This window comes from Pseudomonas sp. GW823-FHT02F05, from assembly GCF_058797315.1.
Window position 1 is genome coordinate 74,927 of record NZ_JBXAJM010000011.1, and the last position, 18,340, is coordinate 93,266.

Here is an 18,340-nt window from a genome sequence, read left to right on the forward strand (position 1 = left end):
ATCAGTGATGTCGCTGGCAGCGGTTGCACGCCAGCAGCGTCGAGCCCTTTTGCGCAAGGAGACACCCTATGAAGCGTTCCGCTCTTGCTGGCTTGTTCATGACCGCTGCGATGCTCGCCTCCCCCGCTTTCGCCGCCGGTGACAAAGACCTGTGCCAGATCAACCTGGACAAAATCAACAACGGCAAAGCCCTGCTCGCCACCGACACCAGCGGTAAAAGTGGCGAAATAGACACCGCCGTCTCCCAGGCCAAGGCCGCCCACGCCGCCGGTGATGAGAAGAAGTGCATCGAAATCACCTCCAAGGCTCTGCAAGACTTGCAGAACAGCGAGAAAGGCGGCCAGTAAGCGAGAGGGCCAACCTTCGGGTTGGCCTTCGCTGACGTTTTGGCGTACACTGCACAGGCTTGTCACTCACTAAGAAACAACGAGTTACAAGCACGGGGCCGTTTAGGATTCGACGCCGGTCGCGAAACTTTAGGTGCATGCCGAGTTGGTAACAGAACTCGTAAATCCACTGTTGCAACTTCTTATAGTTGCCAATGACGAAAACTACGGCCAGGAATTCGCTCTCGCTGCGTAAGCAGCCTTAGCCCTGAGCTTCTGGTACCTTCGGGTCCAGCAATCACCAGGGGATGTCTGTAAACCCAAAGTGATTGTCATATAGAACAGAATCGCCGTGCAGTACGTTGTGGACGAAGCGGCTAAAACTTACACAACTCGCCCAAAGCACCCTGCCCTTCGGGTCGCTGAGGGTTAACTTAATAGAAACGGCTAAGCATGTAGTACCGACAGCGGAGTACTGGCGGACGGGGGTTCAAATCCCCCCGGCTCCACCATTTCATCATCTAAAGACGTCCACGGACGTCTTTTTTTGTGCCTGTAATCCAGTAAATACGGGGGTTTTCAGGGCTATTGCGAGCTTTCGAGGGTTTTAGAGTTCCAGGCATTTTGGTATTCCCAATGGTATTCCCGGCTACCCGGCGCTAATCTTGGGAATACCAAAAGGTGTCATGGAGTACTTCTCATGTGCGCTCAAACCACTCGCCTCTCCGACCGTCAGCTCAAGGCGGTCAAACCGAAAGACAAAGATTACGTCCTCACCGATGGCGACGGGCTCCAGCTGCGAGTCAGGGTCAATCGCTCGATGCAGTGGAATTTCAACTACCGGCATCCCGTCACCAAGAATCGAATCAACATGGCACTGGGCTCTTATCCCGAGGTTTCTCTTGCACAAGCAAGGAAGAAAACTGTTGAGTCCAGAGAGCTGCTTGCACAGGGCATCGACCCAAAAGCTCAGCGCAATGAGCTGCAGGAAGCCAAACGAGCGGAAACGGAACATACGTTCGAGAACGTAGCCACCGCATGGTTCGAATTGAAGAAAGACTCCGTCACCCCGGCGTATGCCGAAGACATCTGGCGCTCGCTAACACTGCATGTTTTTCCAAGCATGAAATCAACGCCGTTATCGGAAGTGAACGCGCCGATGGTCATCAAGCTGCTTCGTCCGATTGAAGCTAAAGGCAGCCTCGAGACAGTTAAGCGAGTGAGCCAGCGCCTTAACGAGATCATGACCTACGGGGTCAACTCCGGAATGATCTTTGCCAACCCTCTCACCGGCATTCGAGCGGTGTTCAAGAAACCCAAGAAAGAAAATATGGCCGCGCTACCGCCTGACGAGCTTCCGGAGCTCATGATGGAAATCGCGAACGCTAGCATCAAGCGGACGACCCGCTGCCTGATCGAATGGCAGCTTCATACCATGACCCGCCCCTCCGAAGCGGCGACCACCCGATGGGCAGATATCGACCTCGACAAACGCATCTGGACAATCCCTGCAGAGCGAATGAAAAAGCGTCGTCCGCACATAATCCCGCTTACCGAACATGCACTTTCGTTATTGGATACGCTTAAGCCCCATAGCGGCCACAGGGAATATGTGTTCCCGTCAGATAGAAACCCGCGCACGCACGCGAATAGCCAGACAGCCAATATGGCGTTGAAAAGAATGGGCTTTCAGGACCGCTTGGTCAGCCACGGCATGCGCTCCATGGCCAGCACAATCCTCAACGAGCATGGATGGGATCCGGAGCTAATCGAAGTCGCGCTGGCGCATGTCGACAAGGACGAAGTTCGGAGCGCCTACAACCGGGCGGATTACATCGAACGCCGGCGTCCGATGATGGCTTGGTGGAGTGAGCATATACAGAAGGCAGCCACTGGAAGCTTGTCGGCATCGGGTATTAATCAAACCAGAGGACGCAACATCATCCCGATACGTTGAAGGGCGTTTGAATGGTGTCAGAATCTATGAGCACCGCCTAAGCCCTGCCCGCCTATGCTCTTCCAGCAAAGCCCCTGCACACGGGAAGGCTCCGCACTCCCGTGTGCAGGGGCTCACTTGTGAGTGATGGCGTCCTAAACGCATTCCGCCAAATTTATCTTCAGTTGGGTGCAAGAGGGTGCGACGCTAAACAAGGTCACTGGCGCAAATTACTCTTGTGCAGGGGCTCTGCGCAAAATCAACATTGCAATGAAAAGCGCACCGACTGTGCCTACCGAAATCATCAATCCATGCTCGCTGATGTAGGAAACTGTGGCACCCGTGGCAATGGGACCCAATACGCTGCCCAAGGTGTAGAACATCGCAATGGCCGTCATGGCGGTGGACACTTGTTGTTCTCCAACCCGGTCTCCCGCCTCGATCACAGCCAGGGTGTTCATGCCACCAATGGCGCCGCCCCAGAGGAATACGACAATCGTCGCCAGCCAAGGAAGCGGCTGGCTGAACGGAATAGCCAGGGTGCCCAGCAACAGTATCAAGCCGCAGACCAATTGGCCGACTTTGTACGAACTGCGGTCGGCCATCCAGCCGATTGGCAGTTGCAGGAGGGTGCCCCCCATTCCGAACGCCGATATCAGCAGGGTGGCGGCGGTCAGCAGATAACCCGCCGAGAGGCTGTAGCCTGCAAGGAACGATATGGATGAGGTTTCCGAAAAGCCCGCGATAAACGCACCACACAGTGCCGTTGGAATGATGCTGAACAACGTGCCATGGCGTTTTTCTGCTGGGGTTTGCGGTCGCGTATCGTAGTCCGTGAGGGTTAAGGCCAGCGCGCCGGACAACAACACGATCCCGGCACAGGCGTAGTAAGGCACGGCGCTGCCGACGCCAAATACAATCAACAGCAGCGGGCCGACAGCAATACCCAGGCTCATCAAGGTCTCATGTACGCCGATCGCCCGACCGCGCTCGTCTTTCGAGGCAACCGCGACAATCCATGTATCGCAGGCGATCCAGCGCAGGATCAAGCCGATGCCGAGCACGAAATTCAGCGAAAAAATCAGTACCAAATGGGTAGTCAAGGTCATACCGATCAGCGCGGCAATGGTCAGCGCTGCGCTGAGGATATTCATCTTGACGAGCCCCAAATGGGCCAGCAAGCGCGGAACCCATTTGTAGAGCAACAGGATCGCCAACCACGAGGCACTGACAATCACCCCGATCATTACGTTCCCCCTGCCTATGTCTACTCACCATCAACTGTTCACCGCCCTGTTCTCCAAGCACTACCTGTGGTTGCGCCAGCGTGTGAGTAACACCCTCGGCTGCGAGCATAGCGCCGACGACGTAACCACAGACGCTTTCGTACGCCTGCTGGGGCTACAGAACCTCAGCGATATCCGCGAACCCCGGGCGTTGCTCAGTACCATCGCCAAGCGCTTGATGATTAACAATTGGCGCCGCGCGGATCTCGAGCGCGCTTACCTCGCCACGCTGGACGAGGAACCCGCCAACACCGTGTCATCTCCCGAAGAGCACGCGATGCTGATCGACACTCTCCTGCTGTTGGACCGTCTACTCAGCGGGCTGGCGCTTCAGGCCAAGGAAGTGTTCATCCACAGTCTTTTCGACGGCTGGACCTACGAGCAGATCGGCCATCAGTTGAGCATTTCCAAAAGCCGTGTGCATCAGCACATGGAGCGGGCTTATCTGGCCTGCCTGCTGGCGCTGGCAGAATGAACGCCGACGAACAGCATCAAATGCGCATCGAGGCGGCGCGCTGGCTCGCCGCCCTGCATTCGGGCGAAGTGGACCCACGCCGCGAAGCGAAGTTTCTCGAGTGGCAGTCCCTGAGCCCCGAACATGCCCGATGCATTGCCCAGCTCAGCGAAAAACTTGGCTTGCTGCAAAGCTCCATGCTGGGGGATCTGAGCCGCCAGCGCCTGCACCGTGTCCTGAATAAGCCCTCCAGTTGTCGCCAATTCCTGCGCGGTGCGCTGGCCATCGGCGCCACCGCTGTGGGTGTGGCCCTGCTGGGCCGTGTGGGCAGCAGCGGTTTTGCCTGGCCCGGTGACCTCTACACCGGCATCGCCGAACGCCATGATTTCGATCTCGAGGACGGCAGTCACCTTACCCTGAACGCTGCCTCACGAGCGAGCCCACGCTTTGCGGTGCAACAGCGCGGGCTGGTGCTGCAGACCGGTGAATTGCTTCTCGATGTGCGCAGTCACAGCCGTTCCTGATTGAAGTCAATGGCGTGCACATTCAGGCGGAGCAACAACGGCTGTTGTTGCGTCACGAGAAAGAGGGTTGTTATGTCGTGGCGCTGGAAAACGACCTGCAACTGCAAACCGATAGCGGTTGGCAAGCATTGCGCAAGGGCCATTGGGCCCGGCTCGGAGCTGGCCGCCAGTGGCAGACCGGCCTTTCCCACGGCAGCGATACGCTGTGGCTCCGAGGTTTGCTGGAAGCAGATTCGATGACGTTGCGCCAAGTGGTCGAAGCCCTGCGTCCTTATCGACGGGGCATCCTGCAGTTATCATCCGCCGTGGCGGACCTGCGCATCAGCGGCATGCTGCCTTTGGACGACACCGACCACGCCCTGGCCATGCTCACCAGCATCGTGCCAATCCGACTGCAGCGGCGCACCCAGCTTTGGGTGAGTATCGACGCGGCATAAGCTAATGCTTTTTCAGTCTGAGGAGTGACTGGAAATATGTGGCCCTGGCGGGTCATCCCAGCAGACAACCCAGGATGCCCCGCCATGCCGCACCCTCTGCGTAAACCGCTCAACCGACTTACCCTTTCCATCGCCCTCGCAGGCTTGCCCGCCGCGATGCTACTGACTGCACCGATCCACGCGGCAGAACAGCGTATCCATTACGCGATTGCCGCCGGCCCGTTGAACAGCACGTTGCTGGCCATCTCGCGTCAAAGCGGACAGTTGATCGCCTTTGACCAGCAGGCCATGCAAGGCTCGTACAGCCCCGCCATCAACGGCGACATGAGCGTCGAGCAGGCATTGGCCAAGGCACTGGCAAACTCCAACCTGCGCGTACAAAGAGACCGTGCCGGTGCCATCAGCATCCAATTGACAGCCGGCAGCCGTCCCGCCCAGCCCTCGGCTCCGCAGGCCATCCGTACCCCGGAGGCGCCTCGACTGGAGAACGTCGTGGTGACCGCGGAGCGCCGCGAAGACAGCGCCCAGAAAGTCCCGGTGCCGATCAGCGTCATCAGCGGCCGTACCTTGGAGAATACACATGCTGGCAACAGCGCCACCCAGGTTACGCGATTTATCCCCAATACCTCTTCCGCGACCATCGACAACCAGCGCCCGCGCTGGTGGATCCTGGGTATTGGTACGGGAGACCAACGCGCCAATACCGTCAGCCCGGTAGGCATCTACCTGGATGACGTGTATCTGAACAACGTCGATGCCACCAGTTTCCCCCCGTTCGACCTGGCTCGGGTCGAAGTGCTCAAGGGGCCGCAGGGAACGCTGTGGGGCAAGAACACCACTGCCGGCGCGATTAACTTCATCTCGCGCAAACCGGACTTCAAGGACAATCCCGGCTACCTCACACTTGATGGCGGCAGCCAGAACAACCGCACCGTCGAAGGTGCCGGGGGTGCTGTGTTGGTGTCTGACAAGATCGCCGCACGCGTTTCGTTCCGACACAACGAACGCGACGGTCTGGCCGACGACAAGACCCTCGGCGGGCGCAGCGGCGATACCGAGGATGACGCCCTGCGCCTGCAACTGGCGGTCAACTTCAGCGATACCTTCGACGGCGTATTCAATCTGCACTATCGCAAGTTCCACAGCAACGGCAACGGCCTGGACGGCAGCACCGGTGGTGTTTTCGCCCGGAGCACCAATGGCACCAATGCCTATGGCTTCACACCGAGACTGTCGCGCACCCACGTCAATTACAACGTCAGTGGCCGCGACGACCTCGAACACAAAGGCGCGTCCGCAACCTTCAATTGGAAGTTGGACGATTTGACCCTGACGTCCATCAGCGCCTTCGAGGATGTCACCCGCACCATCCGTGGCGACAGCGATTACACACCGCTCGACCTATCGCGCGGCTATCGCGATTTACACAGCCGCCAGTGGTCTCAAGAACTGCGCATCGCCTCCCCCAAGGAGCGTACCCTGAGCTGGGTTGCGGGCGCGCATTACTTCCACGAAAAACTCGACTATAACGAGTCCCGTGCGTCGGTGGACAACACCTCGCTGACGCCCTACTTCAATAGCACCGAAACCGACCAGGGCAACACCAGCTTCGCCATCTTCGGCAGCACGACGTGGCAGGTCAGCGAGCCCCTGAGCCTGACCACCGGACTGCGCTGGACACACGAACAAAAGGACATCGACCTCGACCGCGTTGCCGCCACCGGCGCCGCCGCCTTCAGCAACCCGGACCGCTGGTGGTCGCGCAGCAGCATCAGCGGCCCCCTCGCCGTAACCGCTGTACAGGACGAGAGCAAAACCTGGAACGACTTCACCTGGGACGTCACCCCCGAGTATCAGATCAACGACCATGCCCGCGTGTATTTCCGCTATGCACGGGGCTTTCGCTCCGGCGGGTTCAACACTGGCGCCACCACTCAGGGATCGGTCGCCACTGTATCGCCAGAATACCTGTCCGCTTATGAACTGGGCTTCAAGTCCGAGTGGCTGGACAACCGGCTGAACGTCAACGGCAGCGTGTTCTATTACGACTACAAAGACATCCAACTCAATGCCGTCATTGGAACCAGCACGGGCTCGCTGTCTACCCTCACCAACGGTGCCAGTGGCAAGGTTCGCGGCGCTGAACTGGAAGTCGAAGCGGCGCCCCTCGAGGGGCCTGCATCTGCAATCCGGGGTCGGCCTGCTCCACACGGAATTCACCGACTATAAGTCGGGCAGCGACGATTACTCTGGCAACCGTTTCGTGCGCGCGCCAAGTGTCAGCGCCGCCTTCGGCCTCGAGTACCGCTACCCGCTGAGTACCGGCGGCTACCTGATTCCGCAGACCGATTGGAGCTACCGCAGCCGGCAGTTTTACTTCGCCAACAACCAGACCGATCCGGTCCTGGGCGAAGGCGCCTATACCTTGGGCAACGCCAGCATGGCCTGGGAATCCCAGGATGAAAAACTGCGGGTATCGCTCTACTCGCAAAACGTCACTGATCGCAAGTATGTCAACCACTCCCTGCCCACCACCTACGGCGGCAATGCGATCTTCTTCGGCGATCCGCGCACCTTCGGTGTGTCCATGACCACCCGCTGGTAATACTTTTTCAGTTTCTGGAGACCTATGTATGGAAGTCTATTGGTATCTCACCGCCCCCGACGGCCCGCAACCCTGGACCGCCAGCGGCTCACGGTCGATGACCTACCCCTATCTGCAGCAAGTGGCCCGCGCCGTCGACCATCTTGGCTTCACCGGCGCCCTACTCGCCACCGGGGCTCATGACCCATGGATTCTCGGCGCTTCGCTGATCCCCTTTACCGAAGATTTCCGCTTTCTGGTGGCAATCCAGCCAGGGCTGATTTCTCCCACACTGCTGGCCAAAATAGCGCTGACCTTCAGCCATCTGTCCAAGGGCCGCTTACTGCTGAACGTCGTCAGCGGCGACGCCAACACCTTAGGCGCCTACGGCCTTAACCTCAGCCACGACGAGCGTTACGACTTGGGCGACGAGTTTCTCAGCGTGCTCAAACCGCTGCTCAATGGCGAAACGGTCAACTTCAAAGGCGAACATTTCGATATCCGCAATGCGCGCCTGGCCTTGCCCGGAGGCCCTGGCACGCGCCGCCGTTGTGGTTTGGCGGTTCCTCGGAAGTAGCCCAGGAAATCGCCGCCAAGCACGTCGACACCTATTTGACGTGGGGTGAAACACCGCCTCAGGCCGCGGAAAAAATCGCCCAGGTGCGCGCCCGCGCCGCTGCCCATGGCCGCACCCTGCGCTTTGGCGTGCGCCTGTATGTGATCCTGCGCGACACCGAGGAAAAGGCCTGGGAGGCAGTCGACGAGTTGTACGCGAGCATGGACGAGCAGGCCATCGCGAGCCGCCAGGCATTGGCGCGTAACTCCGACTCGGTGGGCCAGGCACGCATGTCGGCGTTGCATGGCGAACGTCGCCCGGACAACGCCCGCGACCTGGAGATCTATCCCAACCTGTGGGCGGGTATCGGCCTGGTACGCCCAGGCCCAAGCACCGCTATCGTCGGCAGCGCCGATACCGTTGAAGCCGTGATGAAGGAGTATGTGGACGCCGGTGTGGAGGTGTTCATCCTGTCCGGCCTGCCATTGCTCAAAGAGGATCTTGGGCTAGCATTCTCAGATCTCCATGCGGCGCTCTTCGCGCCGCATTGGGACGATATAGTCACAGGTAAATTAAGCTTAGAGGTGACGCTGAAATCCGTGCTGCCGGGCATCGCACCGGGCCTTTCGCCACAAATTTTTTTGAAGTATTGGTTTGAAAATGATGCCCGGCTTGACCTGAGATTGCTGGCTGATCTCGACGAACAACGGCGTCATGGCGTCAAGGTGTATCTTGCGACCAACCAGGAGCACCTTCATGCAAGGTTTCTGATGGAATCGATTGGCATAGCTCAGTATTGCGACGGTATTTTCTATTCTGCTGCGCTGTCTTGCAGGAAGCCAAACACCCATCTTTATGAAAAAGTCACCGAACTGTCTGGATTCCGGCCCGAACAGCTACTCCTGATAGACGATACTCCCGCAAATGTTTTGGCTGCGCGCGACGGTCGCGGTAGGAACGGCAGTTGCCTGCCGCCTCCCGCACAGATCCGTACGTGCGGAACTACTGCATACGGCTCCTGCCTTGGGTACGTGACGCGAAGCGATCTTCAGGGTAAGGATGTGCATTTCTGGGTCTAGGTATGTAGAGGTCGGCAAGGCGTCCGTAGCGTGACCACTGAAGCCGGTTATGCTGGCTGCGTCGCCTGAGAGCCTGCCGCCATAGACGGCATACCACCAAACGAAAACCGCCAAGACGTATCAGATTTCCGGGCACCGCGTGGTAATTGAAGTACCCACTGACCACTCGGTTAAGCCACTGGCCCACGACTCGAACAGGCTCATGACGTCGGCGTTTCAGCTCATCCCGAATAGCCAGCAGCGTCGCACGCATTCGCTTCTTGACCGTCAGGCGCAGTATTTGAAACCCACCACTTCTGTTGGCACTACAACAGTGTGTGAAGCCCAGGAAGTCAAACGTCTCCGGTTTACCCAAGCCTCGCTTCCTACGATTTCTCTCAGCAAAACGACCAAACTCAATTATACCTTCGGCATAGCTATCGATGAGCCGCGACTTGCCTTTCTCAAGTTGCAGTCGTTGTCGTTCCAGCGCGGCGGTATCAGGGTTTGTTTGTGCTTTTTCTTCTAGGATACCCAGCCGACGTTCATATTCATTCTTTAGCCTTCCGGGGTGGGCGAGCAGTTCAACAACCTGCTGCCACCCCAGTTCATCGAGGCGGTTCGTTCGTATTTGCTGATTGTCACAGACGCGTTCGCCACCAAAGCGGTAGGCATCGGTTCCAATGCAACGATAATAGGCATAGTCCCGACGTTGGCCTTTGGCCGCTGCCTTGCTGACCTTTTACCGTAATAGGCGTAGTGACAATGGCCGCAAACGGTCAAGCCCTGAAGTAGATAGACCGCACCATGACGGCGCTGACGCGCTCTGCGATTTTCGGCCGGTCGCTCTTGAACCGACTGAAACAATCCTTCGCTGACGATCGCCGGTACGGATATCTCGATCCACTGACTTGGTCACCGTTAAGTTTGCGATATCTATAAAGTCGCACCGCACAAGCAATGATGCCTGAAACTACCACCATGTAACCAGCAGTACCAAGCTCTGTAGCGAAGCCACCCCAAAGCAAGGTTGAAGCCATACCTATGAGATCAATAAAATACCTAATAATTTAATCTTCACAGCCACCAAGTGATCTCGTTTAGGCATCTCGTCCTTTTAGCGCAATCGTAGCCAGATAAGACAAAACAGGGCTACGCTCCTGATTAATGATCTCAAACCTAAATTGAACAAGCCCTCGATTACCGGGCAATGGGATACTGCGAACGTCGCGAACCGTTACCGAACCGCTGATTACATCCTCTGGGCGAACGGCCTTAATCCATCGCACATCATTCAAGCTCGCGCCTCCTACACTACAAGCCCGTAGCAACCCTAAGTCAATAAATAGCCGAAAACTAAGTGCAAGCGTATGAAAACCACTGGCAACCAGCCCTCCCATCGGTGAGGTGACCGCCGCGACAGGGTCGATATGGAACGACTGGGGATCAAACTCAAGGCCAAAATCAATAATTCCAGACTCTGTAACCAACGCACTACCGAGAGCAAAAACCTGCCCTTTTATAAAGTCTTCAAAATATAAGTCGCTATGATCACTCATTTCGGGCCTCATTTTGAAAGTTTGCATATAATTTCTATTGGGCTGAGTACCCTCTGTTTTATCAGAGTTGAGATATTAACCATCTGTCTCATAGCAGTAACGCCTAATGAAATATGCAGTCCTAGTGGCGATACCCCCTGCTCAAGTGTCACGTTTCGTAATTTTTCAAAATACGCCACACCAAACTTCCAACGGTCTATCTCACTGATTACCGTAAACCCCGACCCTTTCAGACACACAAGATATTCATCGAGAGGTGCTATGAAATCTGTGCTGGGATTTGATGCCCAAGGGACGGGGTACAAAACATCACCGCGTCCAACCCGCATCACGTCGTAGATCCCAAATTTCCCCCCAGGCTTCAGTACACGCCTGACCTCATTGAACAACATCTGCTTATCAGAAATATTCATTCCGACGTGCATCATGGTCACGACATCACAAAAGTCATCGGAAAAAGGAAGCGCAAGCGCACTCGCTTGTTGATAACTAACCCTAAATCCTCCATCTACTCGGGCGGCCAAAGCTGACGCCGCACTAATATAATCAGGCGCCAAATCTATACCGTAAACGTCACAACCGAACGTACTTGCAAAATAGCGAGTTGCCCCACCTAATCCGCACCCGACATCCAGTACAATCATAGTTTCGTACAACCCTAACCTCTCGGCCAGATCAACAGTTGCTTGACGTCCGCCTATATGAATCTCATCCACCGGCGCTAGGTCCTCGAAGATCAGGTTTTCCGTATCTTTCCCACTCGCATGCAGCGCAGCGAAAATTTTCTGCTCCAAGTCAGGTCGGGCATAATGCGCTTTAAACTCTTCATCGATTTCCATTTGGATCTCCAAGGTTGTGAGAATGCCAAAATAAATCATTTATCATCGCGCCATAAAAGAAACAGTTCGATGAAAAACACAAATATTGTAACCTTGAGCTAAACCTCATACTCGATACCGACCCCATCAAATCGCAAACGATCTTGTATATGAACTTTCTCACCCGTCGAATTTTTACCCGACAACAAACCTGCCTCAAAAAGGCGAATCACCATCTGCAAAGCATGCTCGGAGCATCCGGCTGAGTTCAATCGATTAATCAACGTTTTGTAATCAAATTTCTCTATTGATAAATCGGAAAATATATCTCTAACCTTAGAGGTTGCGGCATATTTAGTCATGCGCTTTTGGCCGTCAGACAATACCTTTTTCGGTTCAAGCTTGAAACTGAGTGGATTGACCTTATAGTAGTCCTGCAAGATCACCTCTCTTCCATTCCAACTAAACTCTGATATGCTAGATAATTGTTTTAAAAGCTTGCCAATCCAGCCGACCCTCATCGGCGTCAACTCTGCGTCAGAAAAAGCATCTGATAATTCATTTCGACTATGACGGCCAAGTGCAATCATTGTAGATGCCCGATCCTTGAAATCCGAAATTACCCATTCGTGTCCTTGGGCTGCCTTATCCGAGAGCTGATCGAACCATTGACGTCGATTGAAGCGATCATCTTCACTCTCCACTATTCTTCGTTTATTCCAAAACTCAGAATCAGGTTCAGTGAATGAAGCATAAGTATAAAAAGATGCTAGAAATTCGTGGTATTGCTCATATGTTTCACTATAAGTGCTTTTGTACCATTCATGGATTTTTGAATTTTCATTAGGGTACTGTGAGAGATAATCGATCGCCGAGGCGGCGCAGACAGCAGACTGTGAAGCAAGATGCACACCCTGTGAAAATAAGGGATCTGTAAAACAAGCGGAGTCACCACAAAGGAAAAAACGCCCACTGGAGAATGTACTTGTGTCGTATGACCAATCACGAACAACCCTGACCTGATCAATTTGCTTCGCATTTCCCAAAATTTCTTTTGCACGGAAACACTTGGCCAATGTCAGTTTATAAAACTCATCGGGACCGAATTTCTTTACCTCTTCAACCTTACTGATATCAACGATCACTCCAACGCTGTAAACATCGCCTTCAAGCGGAATCATCCATACCCATCCATCCTCAAATGTTATTGAGAAGGTTGTTCCGCGCAAGTCTCCCCGGAATGGGTCAGGGCAGGAAAAATAGGACCATACGGCGAGGTTACGATAAAACTCATCATATCGACGAATTTTCAATTGCCGAGCAAGAATGCTATTTGCTCCCGACGCATCAATTAAATAGTCTCCGGAGACCATCGACAATGAAGAATCCTGCCGCACTTCCAAAGTTACTTTTTCGGGATCACTCAAATCAACCTTAGTTACCATTACTCCTTCGTGAACATTACCACCTCGGGCAATAACCTCCTTCAATAGTAGATGATCAAACACGTCTCTTTTGACTTGGATCGCATGATCAAAGATCCATTCAGTCGCGCTCTTTGGAGTTGAGAATGAAAAGGTCCATGGGGGTTGATTTTGCCCCCAAAGGAAAGTCGCGGAAGGCTTTTTAACAAACTGAGCATCGTCAATCAGTGTTTGCAACCCTAATCTATTGAATATCGACATAGTTCCTGGAAGAAACGACTCTCCAACCCTATATCTAGGAAATATCTCTTTTTCATACAGAGTAACCTTGTGCCCCAATCTGAGTAGCGTCAGAGCAGCCACAGATCCAGCCGGCCCACCACCCATGATGATAACATTGCTTGGCAACATACCTGTTCTCCTTCGAGTCGCAGTTAAAACTCAATATTACGTTTTTTTTTCGATCTCTCTGAAACAACAATTTCATCAACAACCGTGATCTTCACGGGCATTTTAAATCTTTCTAGCTTCCCAGCGAGAAAATTCATGACTTCCTTTCTTAAGTCATCACCATTAATTGGGTATGCTGGCTTTATACTCACGCCGACTGCTTGTCCCGTAATAGCGTTTTTTAGCCCATAGGCTACACAATCCGAAACTAATGGACATGAAAGAAGCAAGGACTCAACTTCAAGTGGCAAGACCTTCTCGCCACCCACATTTATCACTTCCTTTATTCGACCTAATATTCGTATATCTCCATCGCTCCCCAACTCTGCCAAATCCCCGGTACGAAACCACCCATCATCCGTTAACGAGGTATTTGGGACATTAAGATATCCAAGAAACTGGCTGGGTGATTTCAACTGAAGCTCACCATCAACAATACGATGTTCAAAACCCTCATCAACGATCTTAAATCGAGTACTTTGAGAAGACGCACTTTGCGTTCCAGCTATCCCTGTTTCAGATGTGCCAAATGTTTGCAGTAGTCGTACCCGGGGGAATATATCTCGTAAATAAAGTAAGAGTTGTGGTGGCATTGCCTCTGTACCATAGGTAATAAGTCTCAATGCCGACAAATCATATCGCTCGTGAAAGTCCCCGAGACGTATTAGATTCAGGAATGTTGGATTTGCCGGCAGGACTTGTACCTTATGCAGTTCCAACTCTTTGCATACTCGCTCCGGCGTTCTTTCCCTTACAACCACCGCACAGTTACCAGAGAATAGTATGTTAATTAATGTATTTACCCCGCCAACATGATCAAACATAAGAAACAGAACAACTATTAGCTGGCGCCCCTTAGACACCTTGTCTTTTCGTGAGATCAACTGATCCAAATTGTGCAAAATCGCTTTCGGTCTTCCAGTACTTCCACTGGAAAGCAATATTAATCCCGAGGCATCACGCAACTTGAGAGAATAGTATAGAGGATGGCGCGATTGACCAAGACAAGGCTCGATTGTTATCCCGTTAAAAGCATTAACAATGAAGCTTGCGTCGCAAGACACTTTCAGCGTCTCTTCAGTAGCGGGTGTAAAATTTGTAACAGGAGCAACTATCGCTTTAATCGCAGCCAACGCGATAAAAGCCAGAATACCATCAATGGAATAATTTCCGTGCAGTATCACTACGTGGCCCGGCGCGATGCCAGATTGCATGAAGCAGTCAACCAAATCCCTGACTCTGTGAGCAGTCTGCACATATGAAAGCACGATGTCTCCATCGATCAATGCAACGCGCCCACCTCTGCTCTCCATACTGTTCAGCCAGTGTATATCCATCATCTGACCCCTCCTAAATAGAGAGTTTCACCTGATACAAAACTTGACGCATCGGAAAGAAGAAACTCTACCGGACCCACGATATCTAGAAATTCACAAGGGCGCTTTATTGCCTGGCGCGCTATAAGCGCTTCAATCTTTTCTTTTTTTAAAGTTCTTGTAAGTGCTGTTCGTAGTGGCGGCAGCCCTAAAGTGTTTACACGAATATTCAACGGTGCAACTTCCCGACTAAGAGAGCGCGTCAATTGCTCGACCGCCGCCTTACTAGTGGCGTAAGCAAGATGCCCTTCCAGGGAAAAAAATCTGGCGACGGAAGAAATATTTAATATTGATGGGGATCCGGAGCGGCTATTCTTCAACAATTTTACTGCTTCACGGCAGCACTGCATCACGGAAAAAACATTAAGATTGTAAAGTCGCTTGGTGCTATCTAAGTCACTTAATAAAAAAGGCTCCATAATTGATACCCCTGCATTATTTACAAGCGCGTCTATATATCCATATGATTTTCTTATTTTATGGAACATTGCCGTTACAGACTCTGAATGAGTCAGATCTACGTTAAAGTGTATGTAGCCAGAAGGCATTCTCATTCCCTCTCTACGGCTGCAACCGATGACCGTATGCCCCCGCTCAATTAAATACTTTACCAGCATTTTACCTAATCCAGTCCTGGTTCCTGTGATAAGGATTAACACGAAAGGCAGCCTATTTAGCTGTTTCTAAAGCAAGTATTTCTTCCATGACAAAGTCCACTAATATCGATGGGCTTTGAAATGGGCTTACTTTTCGGGAAATAGCACGATCAGATGTCAAAGATAAAGACAAGTCAAACTTATCAGCAATCAACTCTTCGATTCGCATCATTAGCGTTACCAGCTGCAACGAATCAAACAAACCATCCATCCCATATATAGTAATATTGTTTATGTCCTCGACCGCTAATCCATTGCTTTGGCTGGCAACGCTCTCAGTCAATGCTTTTCTCACAACGATATCAATATCTGCTCTGGCTGGCATGTTGTTACCTACAGCGCAATAGCGCATTGTTTATGGAAAAGTCAAATTTTTAGAATATTCCGACGTACATTACATCGTTCATTACATCTAAAAACCCTAAAATCTTGAACACTATTAAACCGCGGGATTACGCAGCGCCAACAAATTCATCGGTTTAACACTTGCTACAACTTCCTCATCTTGGTTGATACCTTCGAGCAACGAAATGACCATGCCTCGATCAGGCTTAGAGCGAGAAAGTTTGGTTTCCAGAATTGAGATGCGTAACCGTAGTTGATCACCTGGACGAACAGGTTTATACCAACGTATTTCATCAACCCCCGGTGAGGCTCGGCTAGCGACAGACGACAGATAATTATCAACAAATAGTCGCATCATCAACCCCAGCGTATGCCACCCACTAGCAATTAGACCCTGGAAGGGACCACTCGCAGCAGCACGTGGATCTAAATGCATTACCTGAGGATCAAACTGCTTGGCAAACTCAATAATTTCAGATTCACTTACGTCAATTGGTCCATATTCGAATATTGAACCCTCTATATAATCTTCAAAATATCGGTCATTAATAGGGGCAGAAAATTTTGATAGTGTCATTTTATTATTTCCTTTATATATAGATAGCCAAAGCCTTGATTAGGTTAGGTTCGATCCGTTTAATCTATGAATGATCCATCAGCGACATCGCCTTTAATCCCTTAATTCAGTAGTCCGTTCATTCGCCTAAGCCTTATGGCCTTATGACTGTTACGAACCTTTGTTCTTAACCGAAGATATAGATTGGATTTGATGTTTTTTTACACTTCTCTCGGATTTGGGGAGGTGTCAAGAAAAAAATCCTTCACAGAGGAAAGGCAATTTTTCAGTGCATTTCGAGGAAAGATCGCTAACTTCCTATTCTTATTGAGATCACGCCAACAGATACCAACCGGACTCTCAGCATGTCTCTTCAAACTTATCAGATAAACGGTATGCTTTTCCGAGTCGGGCAACCAAAGCATTCCGTCAATGCTCACGGCAGTCCAGTAGTAGCCCTTTCAACAGACGATAGCAGTCTGTTTCGATGATCTCGCGCGCTGGAACGATGATTGACAGTGAGAAATACTCACGCCTATTGTCCTGAGATTCGATCAGGTCAGAGAAATGGGGGCAATTCGCTCATGCACCCATAGCATCATTACCGCGCGTCACCATTGCTTTTTTGGGACAAGCCATTGCGCCTTTCATCAGTCGACCTCAATCCCACGCAACGGGCGGATTACATAGAACGCCGACGTCCGATGATGGCCTGGTGGAGTGAACATATCCAGAAGGCGGCCATGGGCAGCCTTTCGGTGTGTGCCATTAACCAAACCCGGCACCGCAATGTTGTCCCGATACGCTGAAGGTTCACGTGACGGTAATGGAGCTGGCGGCTGTCGCCGAATCCTTTGTTTGCCTGTGCTGCTCATGCCAAGCCCCTAAACATGGGAAGGCTCCGCATTCCCATGTTTAGGGGCTCATTGCTGAAGGATGCGGACCGGTCTAGTTCTAATTGACTCACTGCTCGTCTTTACCACCCGAACAGCACTGAAAATTCGATCTGTTCTTAATAACTACTCCTCAATGGCTGCTGGAAATTGCCTTGCGTCCATGAACCATATCATCGCACCACCCAATGGCTCACGCTTCACCCGAAAGGCGACTGGCCACCGCGTCAGACCTGCTAATCCTCTGTTTCACAAGGGCCATAGTATGAGACACGCTTGGATAGCAAGAAATTGTGCAGCTAGGACCTCCCCTGATCTCTCGTAAGCACGAACGTCCTAAGATATTGACGCAATCGGAGAGCTGCATTATAAATTGGCTCCAGGATCCAATGAGAAAAATGAGAATACATTGAAATCAACAGCAGACCTTAAAAATGCTTTCCCTGAAATAAATGCTCAGGTCCCGCTATCAAGAAATCTTGTGGAGGAAACGTTAAGGGATGGGATTTTGAACGGTCGCCTGGCGGGCGGTACAGCCTTACGGCAGGAGGAGCTAGCCCGCATGTTCGGCGTTAGCCGTATGCCTGTCCGCGAGGCGCTGTTGAAACTCGAGGCTCAAGGGCTGGTACGAAATGTACCCAACAAAGGCGCCATCGTACTTCAGATGAATGTTGACGATGCCGTCGAAACATATGCCATACGCCTGTTGCTTGAGCCGGAGGCGTTACGCCAATCAATTCCCAATCTGTGCAAGGAGGATTTCAAACAAGCTAGGGAACACATTGTTGCTATGGAAAGTGAAACAGATTTGGAGAGCCTTGGACGCCTCAACAGGCTATTTCACATGTCTCTATATCGACGCACGCCCAACAAGAAGCTGCTGCGTCTGATCGACATTGAATTGCAGGAAGAGGAGCGCTTCTTGCGACTTCACCTCTCGGCTATGGGGCTGGGAGAAATGGCACAGGACGACCACAAGGCATTAGTGTCGCTTGCTGAAGCCAGAGCCCCCGAAGAGGCGGCCTCTGTGTTGCGCCAGCACCTACAGCGGGCTTGCGACACATTCAAAAACTATCTGGAAAAACAGATGACCAGTTAAAGC

19 protein-coding genes, 1 other RNA gene and 1 pseudogene are annotated in these 18,340 nt (G+C 52.4%); 13 read left to right on the plus strand and 8 right to left on the minus strand.

Annotation, left to right across the window (positions count from 1 at the left end; all coding sequences use genetic code 11):
- Positions 1 to 68 precede the first annotated feature (68 nt).
- The 3 genes from AC1RAC_RS14725 (at position 69) to AC1RAC_RS14735 (ending at position 2,283) form a co-directional block, all read left to right on the plus strand.
- Positions 69 to 347 carry a PA2433 domain-containing protein gene (locus AC1RAC_RS14725; RefSeq protein ID WP_020301768.1) on the plus strand — a complete coding sequence of 93 codons (279 nt, stop codon included), beginning with the start codon at positions 69 to 71 and terminating at the stop codon, positions 345 to 347.
- A gap of 94 nt (positions 348 to 441) precedes the next feature.
- Positions 442 to 838, plus strand: a transfer-messenger RNA (tmRNA) gene (gene ssrA / locus AC1RAC_RS14730).
- Between the two features lie 188 nt (positions 839 to 1,026).
- Positions 1,027 to 2,283, plus strand: a complete 1,257-nt coding sequence (locus tag AC1RAC_RS14735; RefSeq protein ID WP_229999830.1) for an integrase domain-containing protein — start codon at positions 1,027 to 1,029, stop codon at positions 2,281 to 2,283.
- Between the two features lie 209 nt (positions 2,284 to 2,492).
- Here AC1RAC_RS14735 and AC1RAC_RS14740 read toward each other — a convergent pair whose 3' ends face one another.
- Positions 2,493 to 3,509 (minus strand): MFS transporter, encoded by a 1,017-nt coding sequence (locus AC1RAC_RS14740; protein WP_492616692.1) that lies wholly within the window; start codon positions 3,507 to 3,509, stop codon positions 2,493 to 2,495.
- Positions 3,510 to 3,525: 16 nt separating this feature from the next.
- On the opposite strand from AC1RAC_RS14740, the gene AC1RAC_RS14745 reads away from it, so the two are divergent.
- From AC1RAC_RS14745 to AC1RAC_RS14780, 8 genes are all read left to right on the plus strand, one after another.
- On the plus strand, positions 3,526 to 4,023 hold the full coding sequence (locus tag AC1RAC_RS14745; RefSeq protein WP_492616693.1) for a sigma-70 family RNA polymerase sigma factor: 498 nt from the start codon (positions 3,526 to 3,528) through the stop codon (positions 4,021 to 4,023).
- Positions 4,020 to 4,526 carry a DUF4880 domain-containing protein gene (locus AC1RAC_RS14750; RefSeq protein WP_492616694.1) on the plus strand — a complete coding sequence of 169 codons (507 nt, stop codon included), beginning with the start codon at positions 4,020 to 4,022 and terminating at the stop codon, positions 4,524 to 4,526. The genes AC1RAC_RS14745 and AC1RAC_RS14750 overlap by 4 nt, the downstream gene beginning before the upstream one ends.
- A gap of 14 nt (positions 4,527 to 4,540) precedes the next feature.
- On the plus strand, positions 4,541 to 4,963 hold the full coding sequence (locus tag AC1RAC_RS14755; protein WP_229999822.1) for a FecR family protein: 423 nt from the start codon (positions 4,541 to 4,543) through the stop codon (positions 4,961 to 4,963).
- 84 nt (positions 4,964 to 5,047) lie between these two features.
- The gene (locus AC1RAC_RS14760) at positions 5,048 to 7,192 is read left to right on the plus strand and encodes a TonB-dependent receptor (RefSeq protein ID WP_492616695.1); all 2,145 of its coding nucleotides are present in this window, start codon (positions 5,048 to 5,050) and stop codon (positions 7,190 to 7,192) included.
- Between the two features lie 34 nt (positions 7,193 to 7,226).
- Positions 7,227 to 7,568, plus strand: coding sequence for a TonB-dependent receptor (locus tag AC1RAC_RS14765; RefSeq protein ID WP_253074163.1), 342 nt, complete (start codon positions 7,227 to 7,229; stop codon positions 7,566 to 7,568).
- Positions 7,569 to 7,596: 28 nt separating this feature from the next.
- A complete protein-coding gene (locus AC1RAC_RS14770; RefSeq protein ID WP_492616696.1) occupies positions 7,597 to 8,124 on the plus strand; it encodes an LLM class flavin-dependent oxidoreductase in 528 nt (175 codons plus the stop codon).
- Entirely contained in the window at positions 8,097 to 9,182 is a 1,086-nt protein-coding gene (locus tag AC1RAC_RS14775; protein ID WP_492616697.1) for an LLM class flavin-dependent oxidoreductase, read from the plus strand. The genes AC1RAC_RS14770 and AC1RAC_RS14775 overlap by 28 nt, the downstream gene beginning before the upstream one ends.
- Positions 9,183 to 9,384: 202 nt before the next feature.
- Positions 9,385 to 9,690 carry a hypothetical protein gene (locus AC1RAC_RS14780; protein WP_492616698.1) on the plus strand — a complete coding sequence of 102 codons (306 nt, stop codon included), beginning with the start codon at positions 9,385 to 9,387 and terminating at the stop codon, positions 9,688 to 9,690.
- Positions 9,691 to 10,261: 571 nt separating this feature from the next.
- Here AC1RAC_RS14780 and AC1RAC_RS14785 read toward each other — a convergent pair.
- From AC1RAC_RS14785 to AC1RAC_RS14815, 7 genes are all read right to left on the minus strand, one after another.
- On the minus strand, positions 10,262 to 10,720 hold the full coding sequence (locus AC1RAC_RS14785) for a MaoC/PaaZ C-terminal domain-containing protein (protein ID WP_492616699.1): 459 nt from the start codon (positions 10,718 to 10,720) through the stop codon (positions 10,262 to 10,264).
- Positions 10,721 to 10,728: 8 nt separating this feature from the next.
- Entirely contained in the window at positions 10,729 to 11,559 is an 831-nt protein-coding gene (locus AC1RAC_RS14790) for a class I SAM-dependent methyltransferase (protein WP_492616700.1), read from the minus strand.
- 98 nt (positions 11,560 to 11,657) lie between these two features.
- Entirely contained in the window at positions 11,658 to 13,373 is a 1,716-nt protein-coding gene (cmlS, locus tag AC1RAC_RS14795) for a chloramphenicol-biosynthetic FADH2-dependent halogenase CmlS (protein ID WP_492616701.1), read from the minus strand.
- Between the two features lie 23 nt (positions 13,374 to 13,396).
- Complete coding sequence (locus tag AC1RAC_RS14800) at positions 13,397 to 14,752, minus strand: class I adenylate-forming enzyme family protein (RefSeq protein ID WP_492616702.1); 1,356 nt, start codon at positions 14,750 to 14,752, stop codon at positions 13,397 to 13,399.
- Positions 14,749 to 15,447, minus strand: coding sequence for an SDR family NAD(P)-dependent oxidoreductase (locus AC1RAC_RS14805; RefSeq protein WP_290369867.1), 699 nt, complete (start codon positions 15,445 to 15,447; stop codon positions 14,749 to 14,751). Before AC1RAC_RS14805 ends, AC1RAC_RS14800 begins: the two co-directional genes overlap by 4 nt.
- Before the next feature lie 10 nt (positions 15,448 to 15,457).
- A complete protein-coding gene (locus AC1RAC_RS14810) occupies positions 15,458 to 15,769 on the minus strand; it encodes a hypothetical protein (RefSeq protein ID WP_229999556.1) in 312 nt (103 codons plus the stop codon).
- Positions 15,770 to 15,883: 114 nt separating this feature from the next.
- Positions 15,884 to 16,366, minus strand: a complete 483-nt coding sequence (locus AC1RAC_RS14815; protein WP_229999557.1) for a MaoC family dehydratase — start codon at positions 16,364 to 16,366, stop codon at positions 15,884 to 15,886.
- 605 nt (positions 16,367 to 16,971) lie between these two features.
- Between AC1RAC_RS14815 and AC1RAC_RS14820 the strand changes: the two are divergent.
- A pseudogene (locus tag AC1RAC_RS14820) lies at positions 16,972 to 17,154 on the plus strand (integrase); the annotation flags it as partial.
- A gap of 493 nt (positions 17,155 to 17,647) precedes the next feature.
- The gene (locus AC1RAC_RS14825) at positions 17,648 to 18,337 is read left to right on the plus strand and encodes a GntR family transcriptional regulator (protein ID WP_330208588.1); all 690 of its coding nucleotides are present in this window, start codon (positions 17,648 to 17,650) and stop codon (positions 18,335 to 18,337) included.
- Positions 18,338 to 18,340: the final 3 nt, after the last annotated feature.